The organism is Streptomyces sp. NPDC043876, from assembly GCF_056435825.1.
The window spans coordinates 240509-257367 of the sequence record NZ_JBWKDV010000001.1 but is presented as its reverse complement, the minus strand read 5'-3'; the positions used below and the strand labels follow the sequence as shown (position 1 = coordinate 257367).

The window sequence follows — 16859 nt, the reverse complement described above, 5'->3', positions numbered from 1 at the left end:
TGTGGGGGCTTAGCTGGCGCTCTTGGTGCGCGTCGACTTGCTGCGCAGGAGTGCAGGATTGTCCGGAACCCGAATGAGATCCTTGTCCCGCGCTTCGCGGGGGACGGCGAAGAATCCGTCCTCGGTCGCGGGGTCGTAATAGATGACGAGGTTTTCCTCTTCGAGCCACTGCCGCCAGCTCGCCAGCTTCGCGGCTTCCTCTTCCTTCAACTCTTCCCCGGCGCGCTTGCGAGCCTCGCAGCGCAGCATGACGAGGTTGTAGTCCCAGCGGTGTTCCTTCGCGATCTTCCACGGGATGAGATCGGTGTCGCGAACAATGCGGAGGGGGAGTTCAGCGCGATTGGCGTAGGTGGCCCAGTACCCGGTAGTGGTCTCGATCTTGTACTTTTGCTTGTACTTCTCGACCATCCAGGCGTACGACTTGCCTTCAAGGAGCCAGCGCTTGGCTTCGTCGTGATTCTGTACTTTGCTCCTCGGCGGCATGTGTGGCCCTTCCTCGCGTTCGTCCTCCTTGCATGCGTGCAACCCTGTCCTCGCAAGGCGCACGGCTCTACAGTGTCACGTAAGAGTTGAACCAGTCAAGACGATCGAGAGGGTGCAAAGGTTGTGCGAGATGGAACAACTACCGTGTGTGGTGTCTGTCGCCGCGCTGACGTGCCCGTAGTCAGGTACACCATTACAGCGGAGGACGGCCGCGAAGCCGAGGCCGACCGCTGCGCCGACCACGCCGAGCCGTTCGAGACCGCGCTGACCCAGCGGGTGCCCGAACCTTCCAGCGGATCGGCCGGCACGGTGTCACAGGACACGGCCCCCGAGCAGCAGGCCGGGCGGTCGGGAAGCCGACCCCGCAGGCGTACGAAGGTGACGACTGTCGAGGCGATCAACAGCGCGAAGGCGGCCAGCGCAGCTCCCGCGCCAGAGGCCGAGCAGCCGAAGAGCCGGCCCCGCAGGCGCACCAAGACGACGACCGTTGATGCCATCAACAGGTCAAAGGCGGCCGACAAGGCGTGAAACGCCGAAAGCCCCCCGCCGACCACATGGGCCAGCGGGGGGCGGGGGTTACTGCGGCTCCTCGTCGGGGCCGTCCTCGCTCGGAGCGACCACGCCGAGGGCGGTCATGATCTGCACGATCACCGCGACCTCCGGCGAGTCCGCGTAGACGATGGACGCGATGGAGACCACCACACCCAGCGCGGCGAGGAACGCACCCATGCGGGAGCGGTAGCGGACGGGCAGCAGGGCGACGAGGCTGATCGGCTTGAAGCCGGGGGTCTTCATCTTGCTCATCGGCGACCCGCCAGCTTCTGGAGCGCGACGAACCCGGACGGACCGATCTCCGGGTCGTGCGCGACACCCGCCGAGCGGTACCGCGGATTGGCGTCGTGGAAGCGGCTCACCGCCTTCTGCGTCTCCGGGCCGTACAGGTCGGTGACCGAGCCGGGGATCGGCCCGTACCCGGCCTTGATCAGGAGCTGCTGAAGGTCGCGCACCTGGGCGTGCCGGGCGCCCGGCTTCACCCCGGAGGCCAGGGCGACGATCTGGGATGCGGGCTTGGCCGGCGCCTTGTCCTTCCAGGCCGGGTCCGCCGACTCGATGCCCTCGGCGAAGGCCGGGTAGCCGTAGCCGTACACGTAGGCGTCTCGGCGGTTGCGGGTCTTGAGGTAGACGCCGTCGCCCTCGGCCGAGCCGCTCGCGTTGCTGTTGCCCTCCACGCAGGTGATCGTGTCCGCGTCGAAGGCGACGACCAGGCCGGTGTGGTTGCCGCCGCCGGAGCCGTAAAAGACCTGGGCGCCTACGGCCGGGAAGGCCGAGAATCGCTTGCGCTGCTTGAACCAGGCCACGCCGGTCAGGCAGGAAGCGGTGCGCGGGTACAGGTCGGCGAGTCCAGCCTGCATGGCGCACCAGGAGACGAAGGTTGCGCACCACGCCTGGTTCTGGCTCCACTCCAGGCCGGGGACGGCCGGGCTGTAGCGCTGGTGGTTGTTCCAGTGATCACCGGAGCGGCCCTCGTGGTAGCCGATCTCTGCCTTGGCGATCTTGATTATGTTCTGGGCGTCGCCCATGTGTTGGGACTCCTTCGGGGCATGCGAAAGGCCCCGTCCGTGAGGGACAGGGCCTGGGGAGAGGAAGGGGCTTATCGGGTGGGGACAGAAGTGGTGATGTGCGAGTCGAGCCGCTCGGCGACCGCGAGTCGCTCTGTCCGTTCGTGGGCCAGGTCGGCACGCAGGGCCGAGATGTCCCGGGTGTGCTGAACCTGGCCGTCCAGGACGCGATCGAGTCCGTGAATGACCCGGTCGAGGTCATCGCGGAGGTTGGTCGTGTGATCGTTGGAGACCTGCTCCCGGGCCTCCTGGGTGTGCTCGCGGACCTCGGCCAGGGCGGCGCCCTGGCGCCGTACGAGTTCTACAAGGACGCCGACCAGGGCCACGGTGACGGCCCCGCCAGCAGAGACGAAGGCCACCTGCACCGATGGCTCAAGAGTCACGGGACAGCCCCTCGACGAGGGCCTCCAGGCGCTCGATGCGCGCGGCCTGGTCCTGCACGACCGGCAGAAGTGCGACCCCCAGCAGGTCGTACCGCAGGCCGTCGACCTGGCCGTCCAAGTAGTTCACGAGCCAGGGCAGAGACTTCTCGACCTCTTCGGCGATGAGGCCCACCTCGTTCTTGCGAGGGTCAGGCTGCTCCTCGGTCGCCTTGCGGTCGTAGATGACGGGACGCAATGCGAGAACGTCCTCGGGACGGATCTCGATGTCCCGGACGTTCTCCTTGAACCTGATGCTGGAGGTGTTGCGGCAGAATCGGCCGTCGCCCTCCACCCACACCGCGTACCAGGTCCCCGAGCCGGAAGCGCTGTTGTTGTGCGGCTGCTTCGAGCCGTTGGCCCAGGCGATCGTGTCCCCGGCCTCCAGGTAACCCGAGTGGGAGTGGCCCGAGGGTGGGAACGTGGACGGTTTGTCGGAGATGCTGCCCCAGGTGTGCGCATGACTGGCCGGGGGATAGGTCGAAGGCGCCCCCGTGATGTCGGTCCAGGGGTGCTTGTGGGCGGTCGGAGGCATGGATGCTGGCGCGTTGCTGATGTCGGACCACTGGTGCGAGTGCGCCGAGGCCGGGAAGGTGCTCGGCTTACCCGTCAGGCTCGACCAGGACACGGAGGCGACCAGCGGCGTCCATGCCGTGCCGTTCCAGAATTCCCACACGTCGGTGTCGTAGTTGAGGCCCAGCTTGCCCAGGCGCGGCGATGCCGGCCGGGTCGAGGTGACCCACGTGCCGACGGACTGACCGACGAAGCGCCGGTCGCCGCTCACTGCGGCCGACGTGACAGCGGTGATGTTCGCCCCGACCGTGATGGTCGCGAGAGGCAGCTCGTAGATACCCGTGTCGGTCTGCGTGAGCGCGGGGGCGCTGCCGCCCGCAGCACCCTGCAGAACGGTCAATGTGATCTGATTCACAGCCGGATCGAGGCGGAGGATGACGCGGTCGTAGCGTGTGGACGTGCCGGCCGCTGCGATCGTCAGCGTCTCCACGGCAGTGGAGAGCACGGCGTGACCGCGCACGATCGCGAAGCCCGGCTGCACCTTCACCGACATCGCGGTGCCGTCCGCGCTCACCTGGAAGGCGTTGGCCCAGGCGGAGGCTGCGACGCCGCTGTCCGCGAATTCGCGGAAGAGCTGGGAGAACTGGCTTTCGGTGACGGCCTGGCCGTCGAAGGGGTAGGACGTGATCGCCACGTAGGGCGAGCTCCTTTCAGAGGGTGCGGTCCTCGGCGACGCGCAGGGTGGGGAACATCGACTCCATGTCGGCCGGCAGGGCGCCGCGGATTGCGGTGATGGCGGCCTGGAGGATGGCCTCGCGCTCCTGCGGGGTCAGGTCCGGGTAGGAGGCGAACGGCTCGCCGATGGTGACTTCCACCTGGCCGTAGACCTTCTGGTATTCGCCGGTCCGGTGGAACGGGACGCTGGCGGAGATGGCTTTCACTCAGGGCCTTTCGTCATGCCAGGCCAGCCCAGAAGCGGTTGGCACCGTTGAGCATGGAGCTGACGGAGATGGAGGTCGGGGCCGTGGTGCCGCCCGTGGCGTAGTAGCCGAAACGCTTCAGCGTGTTCAGGCCGAAGAAGTTGGGCGGGGCTCCCGCGCTCGACTCGGCGGCCAGGAGCATGGGGCCGTCACCCGTCGAGGTGTTGTACTGCATCCGCCAGGCGACGTAGTAGGTGCCTGCGGCCAGCGTGACGGCGCCGGTCAGAGGCGAGCTGATGGTGGCGCCGCCCCCGGTGTGCACCTCGGCAGGCTCGTACGCGGCCGTGGACAGGTCTCCTGTCGCCCCGACCCGGGCGCCGCTCGCGTCGTAGATCGCGGCCCACGAACCGGAAGTCAGGCCGCCCGCGTAACCGGTCGCATGCCAGACGATGCGGCTCACCTGCGCGGACTGCCGCAGCCGTACGGCCGTGACGCGGATCGGCCCGGAGCCCGGATACAGGCCGGTGGAGTTGGCCACCGCAGGGTCGAAGGCCCACGCCACCAGGCCGTGATCGTCGGGCCCCCACTCGTTGGGCAGGGTCGCCGCGCTCGGGGTGCCGGGGACGATGACGGTTCCGTCCGCCTGGCGGATCTTGAACACGCCGCCCTCGGAGTAGGCGATGACGCCGGGCGAGGTGGTGGTGCTCGTCGTGGGGACGGTGGCCGCGTCACGGATTGCGAGGACCCCGACACCTCCGCCAGTGTCGGCGTAGGCGTCGCCGATCCGGATGTTCTTGTCGGCGTAGACGTTGCCCGTGGCGAAGCGCACGCTGCCGGTCGACCGGATCTCCATGAGGGTGGTGGCCTTGTCGACCGCCTTGACGGTCAGTGGCATCTCGGACGATCCCGCGGGCAGCGTAATGACGGCCGGTCCGGTGGCCGGCACGGCGCCCACATCGACAGGGGCCAGGGCGACGGCCGGTCCGGTCTTGCCGTTGACGGTGTTTACGCCTCCGGTGTCCCCCTTCGGGCCCTGCGGGCCCTGTGGTCCCGTGGGCCCTGCCGGGCCGGTGTCGCCCTTGAGGCCCTGGGCTCCTGCCGGCCCTGTCGGTCCGGCAACGCCCTGGGGGCCCTGCGGTCCGCGCAGGTTGCCGATCGAAGAGCCCCAGCCGCTTGCCCCTCGCTGCCAGATGTCGCCCGTGTCTGTGCGGAGAAGTAAATCGCCGGGCCGGGTGTCGGTACTGGAGGTCGAGGTGTTGTTCACGTACCAGGCCGCGCCGCGCACGTCGCCGGTGATTTTCGACCAGGCCCCTGCCGATTTCGTCCAGTAGGTGACGGTCGTGCTCGTCACGCCGAGGAAGGTCTTGGATTCGAGCTGGGTGTAGACATCGCCGTCCGTGCCGAGTGAGGCGTCCGGCGCGGACTGGCCGGTGAAGACCTTGCTTCCCGCGACCCCGGTGTCGCCGCGAGGGCCTGCCGGTCCAGCCGGTCCGGTATCGCCCTTCGGGCCTTGGGGGCCGGGGGCTCCGGTGGGGCCGACGACGCCCTTGTCTTCGGGTGCGGGCCAGACGGTGAGGCTCATCAGGTCACCTCCACGCCGCTGATGTGCGTATGGGCTTGCGTGCCGGTGCCCTGGACCTCGATGGTGTCGCCTGCGCTGAGGGCTTGGCGGATGTCGAGGGTGAGGACGCCGCCCGGTGCGATGCCGACCCCGGACAGGAGCGGGACGCCGCCGAGGCGGACGGTGACGCTTGCGGCCGTACTCGAGGACGGGTTTGCCGCGACGAGGTTGGTGACGACTGCGACGCCGGAGGCGGGGACGGTGTAGACGGTGGTGAGGGCGGTCGGAAGTGCCGCCCGGAAGAAGGCTTTGGGCGTGTGCGCCACTGCTTAGAAAACTCCCATGAGACTCATGACGGGGTCGGCCCCGCCCTCGGCTGTGCGCTCCAGCGCGGAGACGCGGCGTTCGGTGTTCTGTGAGCGCTGGGCGGCTGCCGCCCGTGGGTCGAAACCCGTGGGGTCGCCGAGGAGGGCCCCGGCCTGGAAGCCGGAGTCGCCTGCCTTGATGACCATGCCGGTGACGGGGGCCGTCAGCTCCTGGCCGCCCGCGATGACGCACACTCGGTCCCCCAGGCCCCAGTCGATACCGAACTCCATCGCGGAGTCGGCGACGGGCACGGCCTGTACGGCGGTCTTGGTGAACCCGTCGTCGGCCAGCAGCTCGTCGCCCGCCTGCTTGAGCTCGGCCTTGTCGTTGGTGTTGCGCTGGTCGACGAACTTCTCGATGCGCCTGCCCCAGTCGCCTTCGGCCTCGACGGAGGCGGCGTTGTCGACGGGCAGGAACGTGCGGGCCTCCTGCTCGCCCTGGCCCGCGACGATGACGCGGGTCGCGCCGGGTGTGGAGACCGCGACGCGCTGTCCGGCGAGGGTGCCGGCCAGTACGTCGAGCCGGACTTCGCGGGTGCGGTCGGCGACCTGGAAGGTCTCGAAGACGAGCTGGCTGCCGCGCTGCACGATCCGGAAGCCGAGGTCGGCCACGGCCGCGATGCCGGTGAGCAGCTCGCCCAGCGTCGGGAAGCGGGCGGACTTCGCCACCACGGGGCCCCGGGCGCCGTTCGGACCCATCACCAGACCGGCGCGGCGCCGTCCCGGCGGAGCGGAGGGGCCGCAGTTGGCGTTGACGTACGCGTGCATCAACGATTCGGCGGGGCCATTACGTTCGTCGTGTCCGACCTTCTGAGTCGTCACGTCTGCGTTGGTCGGCTCGGGCCAGGCGAGCATGTCCACGAGGATCACCGAGTCGGAGACGCCCTCGAAGACGATGGAGCCGAAGCGGTCCTCCGGGCTGGCCGCGTACTCAGAGGAGGTGACCGGCCCGGACATGATCACGTCGCCCGGACCGGTGATGATCAGGCCCGCGCCCGGGGCCCGCAGCGTGTCGGCGAGCGGGTGCTCGCTCGGCAGTGTGGCCTTCCAGGTGCCGACGTTGTTGAACGTGTCCTCCAGCTCCAGCGACAGATCCTCGGGACGGATCAGGCCGACGCGGGTCAGGGTTCTGTCGCGGACTTCGACGGTGAGGTCTTCGAGCTTCAGGTCAGATCACCATCCATCGGCGCGGGCGCCAGGAGCACACGATGCGGGAAGCCGCGGTGGTGTCGAGGAGACGTACGGTCGCCGTCGAGGTGCCGGGCGGAACGGTCCAAAACCGTGGGGCCGAGTCCAGCAGGGCGTACCTGTTGGCCCCCTTGCCGTCCTTCACGGTGCCGTTGCGGGTGTCCACGATCAGCTTCTCCGTGGACGTGAGGGTGCCGGTCCACCGCAGCGTCTCCCCGGTCGGGGAGGTGACGGTCAGGTCCCGGCCCGGCCCGTAGACCTCCCACACGGGGTAGGCCGGCACGTCGCCGGTGTTGTCGAGCTGGATCTCGCCAATGGCCTGCGAGGCCGCGAGCGGCATCTTGACCAGCGAGGAGAGGAACGGCGTGGTGCCGGGGTCGCCCCCGACCCGCTGCGACGAGACGGTGCTCGCCGTGAAGTAGGGGTCAGGGGCGCGGAAGGACAGCACGGTCTGCACGTCGTTCGTCCCGGCGAGGTCGATCTCGCCGCCGCCCGTGCGGTAGACGGGGGTGGACCAGCGCACCCCTACGTCGTCGACCAGGACGAGCGAGCACTCCTGCGCGACGGCTCGCGCGAGGCGCGAGATCAGCGTGCGCAGGTGCGCGCGGTCGCGGCCGACGATGTCGAGGGGCATATCAAGGTCGCGGGACAGAACCCGTTGACCCCTAAAGCGGGAGCCGTCCCCGGCCCCCTCCAGCCACTGCGCGGACACGGAGGGCAGGCCGAAGCCGGTTGCCCCGGCCGTGGCCTGGTATCCGAACCCCGTGCCCGCCACCCCGTTGAGGTCGAGCGAATCACGCTCGGTCTCCAACAGGAGTGCAGTCACTCACTCACCACCCCACCATTCGTGCGCGGTGGGCCGCCGCGAACAGCTCCTCGGTGGAGCTGAGCGAAGAGCCGCTGGCCGCGTAGTAGTTGAGAACCTTCGTCGTGCCACCGCTTCCGGTGCCGAGGCCGCCTTGGACGGCAGCGGAGACAGACCGGGCCGCGCTGGCGTAATCCGCGGCGCCGGGGCGCGCGGTGATGGCGTCGACCGCCTTGGCCACCCGCCCGGACTCGCCCTCGATGCCCTTGGCGAAGCCCTGGCCCACGTAGGAGCCGAGCTGGGCAAAGACGCGGCTGGGCGAGTGGATGCCGAGGCTCTTCTTGATCGCGTCCACCATGGCGTCGGCGATCTTGAGCATCTGGGCCTCGATGGCCTTCTGCCGGGCCTCCAGGCCCTTGACGATGCCCTCGGCCACCGCGATGCCGTTGGCGTACATCGCGTCCGAGGCGGTCTTGCCGGCCTGCTTCGCGTACTTGGCGAGCTCGGCTTGCAGGGCGTTGATCTGGTCGATGCCGTCCTTGTTGGCCGCCGCGATCGACTCGGCCGCAGCGAGCCCGGCCTCGGGCCCGGCGCTGGCGATCTGGTCGATCGCCGTCTGGTTGAGGCCCTTGGCCTTCAACACCGCGAGCGCCTTGGCGAAACGCTTCGCCTGATCCACGGCGGCCGTAAGGTCCGCGACGATCCCGGTGAAGGAGGAGTCCTTCGCCTTGGTCACGTCGCCCGTGTCGATGATCCGGTCAGCGACTCGGCTCGCGTAGTCCTTCGCCTGCTCGCGCAGCTTGTCGAGCTTGTCGCGCGCTGCTTCGAGCTTCTTGGACCCGGCGTCCCACTGGGCGGCGAGCTTCAGGAGCTGGGTGCGGTCCCGGTTGATCCGGTCCTTAAGGCCCTTGGACGCGTTCTTCGGGATCTTCGCCGTGAGGTCGGTAAGCGACTTGCGTACGTTGTCGTACTCCGACTCCAGGCCCTTGATCAGACCCTTGATGATCAGCTTGCCCGCGTCGTAGAGGAGGATCGCGTCCTTCTCCGGCGGACCCTTCCACGACGTGAGCTTGTCGGTCAGGTTGCCGAGCGTCTCCTTGACTCCACCGAACATCGACGTGATGCCCTTGATGAAGCCCTTGATCAGCTCCTTACCTGCGGACAGGAGCGTCGAGCCGAGGTCCGACAGTCCCTCCTTCGCCTTGGAGGGCAGCTCCTTGACGAACTTGATCGACTGATCGACGCCGTCCTTGACGGCCTGCCACAGGCCCTTCGCGCCCTCGACGGCCTTCGTCTTGATCGTGTTCCAGGCGTCGATGAAGAACTGCTTGACCGAGTTCCAGCCGGAGGACCAGATGGAGCGGACGTTGCGCAGGCCGTCGTCGATGTAGCCCTTGATGCCGGTCCACGCGACACCGAGGCCGCCACGGATGGCGTTCCAGATGCCGGTGAAGAACGCCCTGATCCCGGACCAGCCGAACTCCCAGACGCCCTTGACGAGCGCCATGCCCTTCTTCAGGACACCGAAAATGCCGATGTTGATGACGACCTTGAAGAGGCCGACGATGATGTCCCAGATCCCGCCGAAGATCTGCTTGACGCCGTCCCAGGCGCGGGACCAGTCGCCGGTGAAGACGCCGGCGAAGACCTCCCAGACGCCCATAATCACGTCGAGGACGCCGGTGATCACGTCCACGATGCCGTCGAGCGCCATCGCGAGTGCGCCGATGATGAAGTCAGCGACGAACTGCAACGCCGGAACCAGGACCGGCATGATGAAGTTGACGACCTGGATCAGCGCCTGGAGGAAGGGCTGAAGTGCCTCCGAGACGCGGTTGAACGCCTCGACCAGCGGCGGCAGGCAGGCGGAGACGATGTACTCGAACAGCGGGATCAGCGGAGTGATCACCGCCGAGAAGAGCTGCATCAGCAGCGAGACGACCGGCGTGACCGCCGTGACGATCGCCGAGAACGCCGTCGCGACGAGCGGCAGGATCGGCGCCAGGCCCTCGATCAGCGACGCCACCAGCGGCGCGACGGCCGCCATGATCGTCGTGAACAGCTCGGCGACCGGCGGCAGAATCTCCGCCAGCGCGGCGAAGGCGACACCGAGCGCCGCACCGATGACCGGGACGAGCTGAGCGAGGATCGGCGCGAGCTGCTGGAGCGCGCTAGTCAGCGCGCTGCCCAGGAGCTGAATGATCGGAATGACCGCCGGGGCCAGCGCCGTGAACGCCTGCGCAAGCGGGACGAGCGCGGCTGCGATGAGCGGGCCGAGCATCGCCGCGAACGCGCCGATGACGTTCATCAACGCGCCGAGCGCCTGCCCGACCGGGGCCATCGCCGGGGCGAGGGCGGAGACAGCGGCCTCGATGCCGCTGAACATCATCGTCAGGCCGCCGCCCACCTCGGGCTGCGCGAGCGCGGAAGTGATCGCCGCCAGCGCGGTGCCGATGGTCCGGCCGACGATCGGCAGAATCGTTTCTGCGAGATCGCCCAGCTCGATGAAGAAGTTCTTGACCGCCGGACCGGAGATCGTGGCGATCTGGTTCATCGCCGCGTGAGCGGCCATGAAGACGCCGGTCAGGCCCTGCTGGAACCCCGGCGAGTCCACCGTCTTGTGGATTCGCTCCAGGGTGCCGGCCAGCATCCCGAGCGTGGAGCCGCCCGCAGCCTCCGCCGCCCGAGCGACACCCGCGAGAATGCCGCCCGTGTTGTAGAGGACGGAGCCGAGATCCTTCAGGGACTGGATGCCCCCGTCGATCTCCTTCTTGAGGCCGTCCTCGCCCTTCCGCTGGAGGAAGGCGTCGAACTTCTCCGAGATGGAGACGAACCAGCCCGCCAGCGACGGGAGGTAGCTCGTGCCGACCTTGCCGAGGGTGGCGATGATCGACGCGAAGGTGTCCGTACCCTGGGTGGCGACCTCGATGGACCCCGCCAGGTCCTTGAACATCTGGTCAAGGGCCGGGTCGAGGCTCTTACCGAGGTTCGTGGCGAAGGAGCCGAAGAAGCCACCCAGCGCGGTCGCGGTGGACTCAACGCCCGCCCGGAACTTGGGCAGCAGATCCTCGACGAGTTCCTTGATCGGCTCCTTGGCCTTGTCCCAGAAGTTCGCCGAGATCGTGTCCTGAAGGCCGCTGAGCGCCTGCTTGGCCTCTGGGATGACCTTGTTGAAATCCTTGAGCGCGGCAACGGTGACGCCCAGGCCGACCGCTATGCCGCCGAGCAGGCCGGGCAGGAGCAGGCCCGCGTAGCCGATCTGCGCCAGGCTGGACGACAGGGCGGCGAGGTTGGAGGCCGCGGAAAGACCCCACCCGGCCAGGCCGGCAATCGCCAAGGAGAGGGAACCGATGACCGGCACGCTCTTGTCCAGGTTGCGCAGCGTGTTGCCGAGCTTCTCGAAGATATTGTTCAGCACCCGGGCGCCCGAGAGGGCGGCGAGCGCGGCACCGACCTTCGCGACGGCGGTGTTGTCCAGCTCAGGCAGGATCGGCACCGTACGCGGGCGGGTCAGCACCTGGAGCCGCGCAGACATCGCGGCCCCGGAGCCGTTCGCGATGTCGGGCTCGACCTTGATCTTCAGCGGGCTGAGGTCATCGGCCCAGTCCTTGAGCTTGTGCTTCACGCGGTCGGCGGACTGCTGGTCGAGCTCCAGCTCGACCTTGCCCGTGGCCTTGAGGTCGTCGACCTTGAAATCGACCTTCTGGCTGTTGGCCCGCTGCTGGAGCTCGCGAGCGGCGTTGCGAACTGCGGTCGCCATGCCGTCGGTTGAGATGGTGGTGTAGAAGCGGATCTTGCGGGCGTCGATCTGCTTGTTCCGCTTGTTGATCTTCCGTACGGCCTCGATGAAGTCCTTCGAGACGCCGGACATGTCGATCTTCGTCGAGACCTTGACGTTGTCGAGCTGTTGCTCGATGCGGTCGAGCTGGTTCTCGGCGTCCCGCTTGAACTCGCGGGTATCGGGGGAGACCTTGACGGCGACACGACCGATGATCTGGCCCGCTGACAAGGGCTACCTCCGCTGAAAGTGCTTGTAGATCTCGGCCACGGTGGTGGGCCGCTTGCTGGCCTTCTTCTTGGCCTTGGCCTGCGGGCGGGGAAAGGCGGGGATCTTCGGGGCCTTGCCCTTGCCCCACTGCCCGGTCGCCCGGGTGTTGGCGTTGAGCGCGTCGTACAGGTCGGCGCGCAGGTGCCGGTCCTGACCCCAGCCGAAGAACTCCCGGCCGCCTGCCGCTAGGGCGACGGTGAGGGAGGTGTCGGGAAGCCTCTGCACCAGCAAGAGGACGAGGGCGGGGGAGGGTCCGCGGCCTGCAATCACCTCGGCGAGATCAACGCCGTAGTAGTAACGCAGGTCCGCGTACAGGCCCTCGCCGTAGTCGTCGATCAGGCGGCAGAGGCCGAGGCTTCCCCCACCTGCGCGCCCCGGCCGTAGGCGTCGAAGATCTCCGCGAGCACGGCGAGATCACCGCCGATGGCGGTCAGCAGCTTGTCGGCCGCCTTCGGATGCTCGGCCACCAGCCGGATCGCCTCGGACAGCAGCTCCTCCTGGTCGGCGTCCTCGCCGCCCATCAGGTCCTGGAGCTTGGTGAGCTGGTTGCGCGCGGCCTTGGCCAGGCGCAGCGGGTTGAGCAGGCGGATCGTTTCGTCGCCCAGCTCGATGTCGGTGGAGCCGTACTTCGCCTCAGCGGCGGAGCGGATGTCGTCGAGGGAGAAAGAAGCCATGGGGGTGCGGACCTCCGGGTTGAAGAACAGGGGGCGGACCAGGGGAGGGAGAGACCCGGCGCGAGCGGGTCCGCGTGCGCTCGCGCCGGGCGGAGAAGAGGCCGTCAGGTGGCGGTGCCGGCCGCCCAGGCGGTGCCGGACCAGAACGCCTTCGAGCCGTCGCCGAGCACGACGTGCTGGCCGGTGGTCCACTTGGCGGTGGGCGTGGCGATCACGGAGCCGAGGGCGGCGAGGTCGGCGGGGGCGACCGCGCCAGTCGGGGTGAAGGAGCCGGGGTTGCCCGCGCTCGCGCCCGTGGCGACGGTGCCGCCGAGCGGGGTGACGGCGTAGGTCCAGGTGTTGTTGCCGTGCACCATGGGCTTCACGCCCAGCGGCAGACCGGCGAGGCTTTCCGTGTCGGCAATCGCCATGTCGTCCGCGCGGTAGATCTCAGCCTTGGGGGCGTAGAACGCGAAATGCGATTCGCCGTCAATGAAGATGGCGAGAAAGGCCGACTGGGTCGGCTGCGGGTCGGCCGGAACACCAACGGAACCGTCCGGGAGGAGCGGGGCGTTGGCGCCGAAGTAGAGCCGCAGTGCAGCGGTATCGAACTGCTGCAAAGTGAAAGTCATCGTCTCGGTTCGGGCCGAATACTTGGTCCGGAGAGACTTGTTCTGAAGGGTGCCGATCGTGGTGGCCTCGCCGCCCTCGGAGGTAATTCCGAAGACGTCTTCGAGGCTCGTGTGGCCGACGTTCTGCCAGGGGGAAACCGGCACCAGGAGGTCGTCAGGCATGGCGGTACCGACCGGCGCGGTCAGGTAATTGCCACTCCCGACGACAAGGGTTGCATCGTCGTTCAGCGCCAAGGGGCGCACTCCTTACAGGTGGTTCAGGGGAGGGGGAAAGGGCGCGTCCTGGGCTTGCGGATCTGAATGTCGAAGATCGACTCGTAGCGCCACACGCCGGTGGGCAGATCCGCGTATTGCACGGGCCCCGTGGCCGTCGCCCAGTCCGAGGCGCGGCGCGGGGAAGAGTTCATGTCCACGCGCGTGATGTGGCCGCGACCTGGGACGACTTCGTGGTTGAGCCAGGCGTCCCGCAGGACGACGCGCACGGCCTCTGAAAGGATCGCGGCGTCGGAGTCGCCGTCTGGGTCCTCGGCGAAGCAGTTCACAACGACTCGCGCGGAGTCGGTGAACCGTGTATCTGCGGCCCACTGGCCGAATGTGGGATCGCGGCGAATAAGCACCAGGGGGAATTGCTCGTGCCGATCGATGAGAGACTTCACGCGGACGCCGGGAAGACCCTTGCGCAGGATGGCGAGAAGGAGATCTTCAACGGGAGAGAGTTCGGCCAGAGCTTTGATGTGATCGGGTATGCCGGCCACTTAGTCGAGCTTCACCTTGCCCTTCCTCTTCTTGGGCAGGTTCGAGGCGGTGGCGAGAATGTAGAGGCCGTCCATGGCGGGGAGTACGTCGAGGTACTTGTCTCCATGCTTGTCCTCGCGGACGACGATGGATTCCTCACGCCCGTACTCAATGGAGAGAGCGGCCTTCTGGCCCCGGTCGTCGGACAGAATGACGTACCGGTTGTTATCGCCCGCTTCCACGTCGATCTCTGCGTGGCCGTCCGCCCTGTGCTGGACGAGGATCTCCTCGGCCCGCACAGCGATCTCGAAGGCGCGCTTCGTCAGCTCTTCCTGGACGCCGTCGTGGACTGCGATGAACTTGCCGATCTTCCGGCCGTTGACGCTCGGGTAGATCTCAGCCATCAGGGGCGCTCCCGGATGTCGATGCTCCAGTGCCGGGTGCGCCTGTCCCCGTGGTGGTAGGCCGGGGGCGAGACGATGTCCCACTCGCGGCCCGCGTACTCGACGCGCGACCACAGGGAGACGCCTTCGAGGTGGGCGTCGACCACCATCCTCGTCACATTGATCTGCTGCTGGCCCGGGACTTCGGCGCGGGCCGAGCGCTGCGGGATGAACGCGGCCCGGACCTTGATGGGGCCGTTCGGGTCGGCCATGGTGACCGTGTTGCCGCGCGAGTCGGTGACCTCGACGGTTCGCCAGACCCGCGCCTTCTGGCCGCGCCGTCGCTGCACGCTCACCACGGCCCCCCGTCGTTGGAGAACAGGGGGAAGGGGGCGCCGTCGTAGTCGACGGGCACGAGGCCCGCGCGGCTGGGCCGGTCGCGTGAGTCCCAGGCGGAGACGATCACGCTCGTGAGGGTCGGCCGGGTGCCGGCCAGCCCTTCGAGGAGCTTGATCTCCTCGCGGGTGAAGTACACGGACCCGGCGTCGCGGCCGTGGGCATCGCTCCAGGCCAGCGTCTCGTCACCGGCCCGGCTCTGGGTGTAGCCGTGCGGGTTGCGCAGGTAGCGTGCTGCGGCTTTGAGGACGAGGGTGCGTACCAGCCGGGGCGGGCGTTCTTCCGGCCAGTCGCGGCCGTGTGCGGCGGCCAGGTCGGAGGCATCCTCCAGGGCCCCGGCCGCGATGCGCAGCTCATCGTCGTCGAGCTCCCAGTCGAGACGGGCCTTCAGCTCGTCGAGGGTGGCGTACGCCAACCGGCGACCTCCTTTCGCAAAGGCCGGCGGGCCGCGCGCCTGGGTCTCCAGGTCACGCGGCCCGCCGTGTCACGATCAGGCGTTGGCCGGGTCGGTCTCGGCCGCCGGGCCGGTCGGGGTGAAGACCTTCGCGGCGGAGACGCCGGTGATGGTCGCGAGCTCGGAGCCCACCTCGGGGTAGTCGCTCTTGCCGTCGAGCGTCAGCTTGATACCGCGCACGAAGTGCTCCTGCGTGGAGATGACTTCCTTCTCCTTGGCCGGGTCCCAGCCGACGAGCACGTCCTTGACCGAGCGGAAGCCCTGGTAGCAGTTGACGATGCTGCGGTCCTGGAAGTATTCGCTGTCGTAGTCCCGCAGCCAGCGCAGGGCCAGGCCCTCGAAGCTCGTGGTGGCGCCGAAGGGAACGGACTGCGGCACCGAGGGGGCCGCCGAAGCGAAGATGAAGCCGGACTGGGCGAAGGCGAATGCCGAGTCGGCCGGGATGGTCTGGTCCACAATGAACCGGAACCCGTAGCGGTTGCCGAGCGTGGCGTTCACCAGGGCGGATTCCGCCTGCCCATCACCGACGTTGGAGGCAAGGTTCAGGTCCGGGTCGGACAGCAGGACGGTCTCGAAGTCCGATCCGACGACCATGTACCTGTTGCCCTCGGGCACGTTGAACTTGTTCATCACGCGCCGGGCCTCGATGATCGCCTTGCGCATGGACTTCTCGGCGTTGCCGACCGTCACCGCGTAGGGCTGGTCGACCAGGGTCTTCACCGCCCGGCGGGCCAGGCCCCGCGCAATCGCCTTCACCTGCGGGCGCAGGAGCTTGCCCCACTGGTGGATGTCGAAGTCGGCCTGCTCGTCGGTCAGCTTCACACCGTTGTAGACGTTGCCGCCGAAGGTGACGGGAATGGTCCGCTCGGCGTACTCGTCGAACACGACGCGCTGACGGGTGCCCGGCGTGGAGCTGCCCGCCGAACCGGAACGCCACTCGTAGTCATGGAAGGGCAGAACGCCTTCGACGGTGACGTTGATCGTGTCGTTCTTGGCGCCCTTGAAGCGGTCCACTCCCTCCTTGGTGAAGAGGTTCGGCACGAGGAGCTCCTGCTCCAGCATCCCGATAGCGGTGTTGATCAGCTTCTCAGGCTTGACTACCTGATGTTCGGCTGTCACTAAGCCTCCTGGGGCATGAAAAAAGCCCCCGGGAACCGGAGGCATAGCTAATGGGGTGAGGACTTGAGGTCAGCGACGGGTGAGACGCGCGAGCTTGCGCGGGTCCATCTCTCCGTCTCCGTCGTCGGGCGTCAGGCCGCCACCGAGCGACGGGGGAAGCGGGGCTGGGACGTACTTGGCCAGCACCTTCGCGTGCGCCTCGAGCGCGGCCTCGTCCTCGCCGCGCAGCGCGTCGGCAAGGTCGTCGGGGAGCTCATGCCGGCGGGCGACACTGGCCCGCAGAATGGAGCGCTCCAGCTCGGCGTTCTGCGCCTTGAGCTCGGCGACGGCCGCCTCGATTTCCGCCGGGTCCTTGGCCTCGCCGAGCTTGGACTCGGCGTCCCGCAGGCGGGTGCGGTAGTTCGCGGCTTCGCCGCGAACCTTGGCCAGCTCCTTGCGGGCCCACTCCGGAAGGGCATCCTCGGGGGTGGCCTCTGCCGTCTCGGCGGATGCCGGCTGCTCGGCCGGGGGCTGCTCCTGCTCGGGCGCGGTCTCCTCGGCCGGGGCGGGGGTTTCTTCGGTCACGT

At 68.2% G+C, this 16859-nt stretch carries 21 protein-coding genes; 1 reads left to right on the top strand and 20 read right to left on the bottom strand.

The window, feature by feature from the left end:
- Window positions 1-9 precede the first annotated feature (9 nt).
- On the bottom strand, window positions 10-483 hold the full coding sequence (locus tag AC0693_RS01245) for a hypothetical protein (RefSeq protein ID WP_469317734.1): 474 nt from the start codon (window positions 481-483) through the stop codon (window positions 10-12).
- Between the two features lie 171 nt (window positions 484-654).
- Between AC0693_RS01245 and AC0693_RS01240 the strand changes: the two genes are divergently transcribed.
- A complete protein-coding gene (locus AC0693_RS01240) occupies window positions 655-1011 on the top strand; it encodes a hypothetical protein (RefSeq protein WP_469317735.1) in 357 nt (118 codons plus the stop codon).
- Window positions 1012-1059: 48 nt separating this feature from the next.
- Here AC0693_RS01240 and AC0693_RS01235 read toward each other — a convergent pair whose 3' ends face one another.
- From AC0693_RS01235 to AC0693_RS01145, 19 genes are all read right to left on the bottom strand, one after another.
- Window positions 1060-1287, bottom strand: a complete 228-nt coding sequence (locus AC0693_RS01235; protein ID WP_469317736.1) for a DUF7439 family protein — start codon at window positions 1285-1287, stop codon at window positions 1060-1062.
- The gene (locus AC0693_RS01230) at window positions 1284-2063 is read right to left on the bottom strand and encodes a C40 family peptidase (protein ID WP_469317737.1); all 780 of its coding nucleotides are present in this window, start codon (window positions 2061-2063) and stop codon (window positions 1284-1286) included. Before AC0693_RS01230 ends, AC0693_RS01235 begins: the two co-directional genes overlap by 4 nt.
- Window positions 2064-2134: 71 nt before the next feature.
- Window positions 2135-2485, bottom strand: a complete 351-nt coding sequence (locus tag AC0693_RS01225) for a DUF2746 domain-containing protein (RefSeq protein WP_469317738.1) — start codon at window positions 2483-2485, stop codon at window positions 2135-2137.
- The gene (locus AC0693_RS01220; protein WP_469317739.1) at window positions 2475-3728 is read right to left on the bottom strand and encodes a tail fiber domain-containing protein; all 1254 of its coding nucleotides are present in this window, start codon (window positions 3726-3728) and stop codon (window positions 2475-2477) included. Before AC0693_RS01220 ends, AC0693_RS01225 begins: the two co-directional genes overlap by 11 nt.
- A gap of 16 nt (window positions 3729-3744) precedes the next feature.
- Complete coding sequence (locus tag AC0693_RS01215; RefSeq protein WP_469317740.1) at window positions 3745-3975, bottom strand: hypothetical protein; 231 nt, start codon at window positions 3973-3975, stop codon at window positions 3745-3747.
- A 13-nt stretch (window positions 3976-3988) separates the two neighbouring features.
- Entirely contained in the window at window positions 3989-5536 is a 1548-nt protein-coding gene (locus AC0693_RS01210; protein WP_469317741.1) for a collagen-like domain-containing protein, read from the bottom strand.
- Window positions 5536-5841, bottom strand: coding sequence for a hypothetical protein (locus tag AC0693_RS01205; RefSeq protein WP_469317742.1), 306 nt, complete (start codon window positions 5839-5841; stop codon window positions 5536-5538). Before AC0693_RS01205 ends, AC0693_RS01210 begins: the two co-directional genes overlap by 1 nt.
- A 3-nt stretch (window positions 5842-5844) precedes the next feature.
- Window positions 5845-7047: a siphovirus ReqiPepy6 Gp37-like family protein gene (locus tag AC0693_RS01200; protein WP_469317829.1), complete on the bottom strand. Its 1203-nt coding sequence runs from the start codon at window positions 7045-7047 to the stop codon at window positions 5845-5847.
- A 1-nt stretch (window position 7048) separates the two neighbouring features.
- Window positions 7049-7894, bottom strand: a complete 846-nt coding sequence (locus AC0693_RS01195; RefSeq protein ID WP_469317743.1) for a phage distal tail protein — start codon at window positions 7892-7894, stop codon at window positions 7049-7051.
- A 4-nt stretch (window positions 7895-7898) separates the two neighbouring features.
- Window positions 7899-11882, bottom strand: a complete 3984-nt coding sequence (locus AC0693_RS01190; protein ID WP_478800705.1) for a phage tail protein — start codon at window positions 11880-11882, stop codon at window positions 7899-7901.
- Between the two features lie 3 nt (window positions 11883-11885).
- Window positions 11886-12146: a hypothetical protein gene (locus AC0693_RS01185; protein ID WP_478800704.1), complete on the bottom strand. Its 261-nt coding sequence runs from the start codon at window positions 12144-12146 to the stop codon at window positions 11886-11888.
- 110 nt (window positions 12147-12256) lie between these two features.
- Window positions 12257-12595: a phage tail assembly protein gene (locus AC0693_RS01180; protein ID WP_469317746.1), complete on the bottom strand. Its 339-nt coding sequence runs from the start codon at window positions 12593-12595 to the stop codon at window positions 12257-12259.
- A gap of 104 nt (window positions 12596-12699) precedes the next feature.
- The gene (locus AC0693_RS01175; protein ID WP_469317747.1) at window positions 12700-13440 is read right to left on the bottom strand and encodes a phage tail tube protein; all 741 of its coding nucleotides are present in this window, start codon (window positions 13438-13440) and stop codon (window positions 12700-12702) included.
- Window positions 13441-13463: 23 nt separating this feature from the next.
- Window positions 13464-13961 carry a hypothetical protein gene (locus tag AC0693_RS01170; RefSeq protein ID WP_469317748.1) on the bottom strand — a complete coding sequence of 166 codons (498 nt, stop codon included), beginning with the start codon at window positions 13959-13961 and terminating at the stop codon, window positions 13464-13466.
- Entirely contained in the window at window positions 13962-14345 is a 384-nt protein-coding gene (locus AC0693_RS01165) for a DUF5403 family protein (protein ID WP_469317749.1), read from the bottom strand.
- A complete protein-coding gene (locus tag AC0693_RS01160; protein ID WP_469317750.1) occupies window positions 14345-14680 on the bottom strand; it encodes a phage head completion protein in 336 nt (111 codons plus the stop codon). The genes AC0693_RS01165 and AC0693_RS01160 overlap by 1 nt, the downstream gene beginning before the upstream one ends.
- Window positions 14677-15135 (bottom strand): hypothetical protein, encoded by a 459-nt coding sequence (locus AC0693_RS01155; RefSeq protein WP_469317751.1) that lies wholly within the window; start codon window positions 15133-15135, stop codon window positions 14677-14679. The genes AC0693_RS01160 and AC0693_RS01155 overlap by 4 nt, the downstream gene beginning before the upstream one ends.
- A gap of 75 nt (window positions 15136-15210) precedes the next feature.
- Complete coding sequence (locus AC0693_RS01150; protein ID WP_469317752.1) at window positions 15211-16293, bottom strand: hypothetical protein; 1083 nt, start codon at window positions 16291-16293, stop codon at window positions 15211-15213.
- A 69-nt stretch (window positions 16294-16362) separates the two neighbouring features.
- The gene (locus AC0693_RS01145) at window positions 16363-16857 is read right to left on the bottom strand and encodes a hypothetical protein (protein WP_469317753.1); all 495 of its coding nucleotides are present in this window, start codon (window positions 16855-16857) and stop codon (window positions 16363-16365) included.
- Window positions 16858-16859 lie beyond the last annotated feature (2 nt).